Below are 4,418 nucleotides of genomic sequence, written 5' to 3'. Positions count from 1 at the left end.
GGAATTGTTTATATTATGGCTTCTCCTCTCAGAATTAAGAACCATGGTGAACCCCATGCTGATATTATAGGTTGGCTAAGTGTCTATAAAGCCTTTACTCCCAATCTGCAATTAGGCGATAATTGTACGGTACGTCTTGATACTGACAATGAACCTCAACCCGATGCACTATTAAGAATTAAAAATGGTGGACAATCAACGATTAGTGAGGATGGTTATGTCGAAGGTGCGCCAGAGTTAATCGTCGAAATTGCAGCGAGTACCGTCTCCCTTGACTTACATCAAAAACTTAATGTTTATCGCCGTAACCAAGTGCAAGAATATCTAGTCTGGCGAGTTGAAGATGGAGAATTTGATTGGTTTAGATTAACAAATGAAGAATATATTAAACTTGAACCGAACTCAGAAGGGATAATTTGTTCCCAGATCTTCCCTGGATTATGGTTAGATAGGGATGCTTTATTAGCTGGTGACTTAGCCAAGGTTTTAGAGGTTTTGCAATTAGGAATAGCTACGCTCAAACATCAATCTAGTTAGGGTAATCTAAATTCAACAAAATCAAGACGGAGATAATCAATTATGCTAGGTGTTCATCAATTAAAACAACTCTACGAGCTTGATGACTCTCAATGGCTAGGAGAAACCATTAGCTTGCTTAGAAATCATCAATTTCAACAGCTAGACTTAGAACATTTAATCGAGGAATTAGAGGATTTGGGCAAAGAAAAGAAAAATGCAGTAGCCAGTCTTTTAGAACAGGTTATCCGCCATTTATTATTACTGCAATACTGGACAAAAGAAACAGAATATAATACAATTAATTGGCAGGAAGAAATCTATAATTTTCGGACTCAATTAAGGCGAAAAATGACGGCTAATCTCCGTAATTATTTAGAAGAAGAATTAAACTATATTTATGAAGATGCGTTAGGTTTCGTCAAAATCAAAACAGCGAATACTGTGATTTTTCCCTCTCAATGTCCTTACTCACTAGAACAATTACTGGATCGCGATTGGTTGCCATAAAAATTAATTAAACAACAAAAAGAGATGAAGAAATTATGTTAATCACAAAACCCCGCTTTCAAACCTTTGCCGAATATCTACAATATGAGGATAATTCAGAGGAATCTTATGAATTATTTAACGGAGAATTGGTAGAAATGCCACCAGAATCAGGACTTAACTTTCAAATTGCTAATCGTCTTTTTCTAGTCTTTGCTTTGATGCTAGGAACAGATAGAGTCAGAGGACATGGTTTAGAATTAGAAGTGAGAGGCGAACCGAAAAACCGTTATCCTGACCTAACCATTATTCGAGAAGAACATATTCAATTACTCTCCCAGAGAAATACGATTCTTCTTTCCATGGCACCCCCCTTATTAGTCATTGAAGTGGTTAGTCCGGGGGAAATCCAAAGAGAGAGAGATTACATCGCCAAAAGAAGCCAATATCAAGCTTGTGGGATTCCTGAATACTGGATAGTTGATCCTCAAACTCAAACTATTTTAGTCTTAGAATTAAGAGAAAATGCTTACACACAGGTTGGTAATTTTAGCAATGATGACCTAGTAAAATCTCCCAGATTCAAAGAATTAAACTTAAAGGTTTGTGATGTATTTAATTATTAATTTTATCGGTTAACCCAAGAATTAAAAAAAGATGAACGTCTTAACTATTCCGGGATTAAAAGAACTACAAAAACAAACCAAAGGCGCAGCAGAAATAACCGTCGCCATTCTCGACGGTGTAGTTGATACCGACCATCCCTGCTTCAACGGGGCAGACCTAACCCGTTTACCCACCCTCGTCCAGCATCAAGCCACCGCGGGGCAAATGTCCACCCACGGAACCCATATTGCCAGCCTCATCTTTGCACAACCCAACAGCGACATCCAAGGTATTGCCCCCCAGTGTCGAGGCCTACTCGTCCCCGTCTTCGCCGAGGATAACCGTAAACTTTCCCAACTCGATTTAGCGAGGGCGATTGAACAAGCCGCCGAAAATGGGGCAAAAGTGATTAATATTAGCGGCGGGGCCCTCACTGATATGGGAGAAGCCGAAGACTGGCTAATTCGTGCCGTCGAGATGTGTAACGAGAGAAATATTCTTCTCGTTGCCGCTGCCGGCAATGATGGCTGTGAATGCCTCCAAGTTCCAGCGGCCCTTCCCGCCGTCCTAGCGGTGGGTGCTGTTGATGCTAGAGGGCATCCCCTCGACTTTAGTAATTGGGGGGAAACCTACCAAAGCCAAGGCATCCTTGCTCCTGGAGAAAACATCTTAGGGGCAAAACCAGGGGGCGGGACTGTGCAACTGAGTGGGACCAGCTTCGCCGCGCCCATTGTGGCCGGAGTAGCCGCCTTATTACTCAGCTTGCAGGTGCAGCGGGGAGAAACCCCCAATCCTCACGCAGTCCGGGAGGCAATACTAAAAAGCGCCCTCCCCTGCCAATATGCAGACAGTGAAAATGAACCGAAATGTTTAGCCGGATTGTTGAACATTTCTGGGGCAATTAAACAACTAACAGGAGAAACCATGTCCGAATCTGTGGAAACCCAAGCAACAGTAGAAGCATCAGGCTGTGGCTGCGGTGGTACGCCCGAAACCCCTGAGGCTGAACGCCAAAAACTCGAACTGAGTGCCGCAACCAGCGCACCGGTAATTCCCGTCGCCCAAATTCCCAATCCTGTCATCACCTCTCAAGGAGTATCCATGCCCGAAACTACCAATAAACCCGTCACCCCTAGCCAAGCTGCTGAACCTGCTGGTGGCATCGTCTATGCCATTGGCACCTTGGGCTATGACTTCGGCTCCGAAGCCCGTCGGGACACATTTAAACAACTGATGCCGACAGCGGTAATTGGTGGTATTGAAGTTCCCTCTAATCCCTACGATGCCCGTCAGATGGTGGATTACCTGGCTGACAACCTCTCGGAAGCTAAATCCTTAATTTGGACCCTGAACCTGGAACTTACGCCAATTTACGCCATTGAACCCCTTGGCTCTTTTTCCCGCGAAGTTTATGCCGCTTTACAGGAACTTCTTTCGGGACAAGTACAAGCAGAAGACAGCCCCGAATATATCGAGCGTGTCAGTATTCCGGGACGGATTACTGGGCGGACAGTACGCCTGTTCTCAGGACAAGTTGTTCCCGTCATTGAACCGGATAGCCCCCGGGGAATTTATGGTTGGCACATCAATACTTTAGTCAGTGCGGCAATCGAAGCCGTTGGTGCAGAACAAACAGAAGCCCAAGAAAGCCAAATGCGCCGCACTTTGAGTAGTTTCCTCAACCGCATCTACTACGATTTACGCAATTTAGGGCAAACTTCCCAAGACCGCGCCCTCAATTTTGCTGCGACTAACGCTTTCCAAGCAGCGCAAACTTTTTCTGAGGCTGTGGGTGCGGGGATGGAACTCGATAGTATTAACGTTTCTAAGAGTCCTTTCTGTCGGCTGGATAGCGATTGTTGGGATGTACAGTTAAAATTCTTCGACCCGGAAAATAGCCGCCGCGCTCGTAAAATCTTCCGGTTTACAATAGATGTGAGTGACTTAATTCCCGTCACCTTGGGCGAAGTTCGTTCCTGGTCTTCTCCTAATTAGTCCTCTCCCCTGCGCTGACTTCTGACTTCAAGTACAGGCGAAGCATTCGGATAGGAAATCTAAGGTTTCAGCGATAGGTTATGCCCGAATGCTTCGCCCCTACCCCCATTATTTACCCCAAAACAACCGTGAGACTTCCCAAACAATCTGCTCCCGTCAAACGACCCCATTTTATTCATCCCCATGAATGCGTCGATATTGTTCATGGAGATGGCGAAGACTTGGTATCTATCTTAGTTAAGTTAGTTCATGGAGCTAACTACAATGATCCGGCTCAGTTTCAATACCCTCACTATGGCTATCTGAAAATGTCCTCTTTTGGCGGTTTTCGTTATTAGTATCGACTTCTAAAACCTAGTAAAAAACACTGGAGGAAATCAAACAATGGCTAGTAAACCTAAAGGTGCGCCAGAATCAACACCCGCTGCTGCGAATGTTGACCAACCAACCACGGAAAAACCCAAGATTGAGCAACCAGAAACAACTCAACCTAAAGCTAAATACGTTCCCGCCACTGGTTTAGAAGATTACGGACGCTGGAAAACCATGTTCAAAGATCGCAAGGCGAATCCCAATGATCCGCCGTTTCGTCGGGGTCGAATTTGGTGTTAAACACTTTCCATTAATCTTCAGGTTCTATCCCCAAGGCCCTTAACTGTTCCGCTAGGCGATCGGCTCGTTGTCGTTCCTGTTCGGCTCGTTGTCGTTCCTGTTGAGTAGATTCCTGGGAAGTTAACAACAAGTTACCTTCCCCATCCCACCAGCGAAGCCAGGGAAAGGATTGATTTTGGTATTCCCCCTGCCAAATTCCT

6 protein-coding genes and 1 pseudogene are annotated in these 4,418 nt (G+C 44.9%); 6 read left to right on the top strand and 1 reads right to left on the bottom strand.

The annotated features are described in order from the left end of the window. The 6 genes from PX484_RS00430 to PX484_RS00405 all read left to right on the top strand — a co-directional run. On the top strand, window positions 1–537 hold a 537-nt coding region (locus PX484_RS00430), incomplete at its 5' end, for a Uma2 family endonuclease (RefSeq protein ID WP_288102641.1). Window positions 538–579: 42 nt separating this feature from the next. Next, window positions 580–1,026 carry a DUF29 domain-containing protein gene (locus tag PX484_RS00425; RefSeq protein ID WP_002802545.1) on the top strand — a complete coding sequence of 149 codons (447 nt, stop codon included), beginning with the start codon at window positions 580–582 and terminating at the stop codon, window positions 1,024–1,026. Between the two features lie 35 nt (window positions 1,027–1,061). Next, window positions 1,062–1,631 carry a Uma2 family endonuclease gene (locus PX484_RS00420; RefSeq protein WP_287765382.1) on the top strand — a complete coding sequence of 190 codons (570 nt, stop codon included), beginning with the start codon at window positions 1,062–1,064 and terminating at the stop codon, window positions 1,629–1,631. 31 nt (window positions 1,632–1,662) lie between these two features. Beyond that, window positions 1,663–3,606, top strand: a complete 1,944-nt coding sequence (locus tag PX484_RS00415) for a S8 family peptidase (RefSeq protein WP_287765384.1) — start codon at window positions 1,663–1,665, stop codon at window positions 3,604–3,606. An 80-nt stretch (window positions 3,607–3,686) separates the two neighbouring features. Then, window positions 3,687–3,944, top strand: coding sequence for a cyanobactin biosynthesis system PatB/AcyB/McaB family protein (locus tag PX484_RS00410; protein WP_002753002.1), 258 nt, complete (start codon window positions 3,687–3,689; stop codon window positions 3,942–3,944). 46 nt (window positions 3,945–3,990) lie between these two features. Continuing rightward, the gene (locus PX484_RS00405; protein WP_052278192.1) at window positions 3,991–4,218 is read left to right on the top strand and encodes a cyanobactin biosynthesis PatC/TenC/TruC family protein; all 228 of its coding nucleotides are present in this window, start codon (window positions 3,991–3,993) and stop codon (window positions 4,216–4,218) included. Window positions 4,219–4,228: 10 nt separating this feature from the next. Here PX484_RS00405 and PX484_RS00400 read toward each other — a convergent pair. Further along, window positions 4,229–4,418: pseudogene (locus PX484_RS00400) on the bottom strand (Uma2 family endonuclease); the annotation flags it as partial.

The organism is Microcystis sp. M49636_WE2, assembly GCF_030065375.1.
Lineage (GTDB): Bacteria > Cyanobacteriota > Cyanobacteriia > Cyanobacteriales > Microcystaceae > Microcystis > Microcystis aeruginosa_C.
This window is presented reverse-complemented; position numbering and strand designations above follow the sequence as displayed.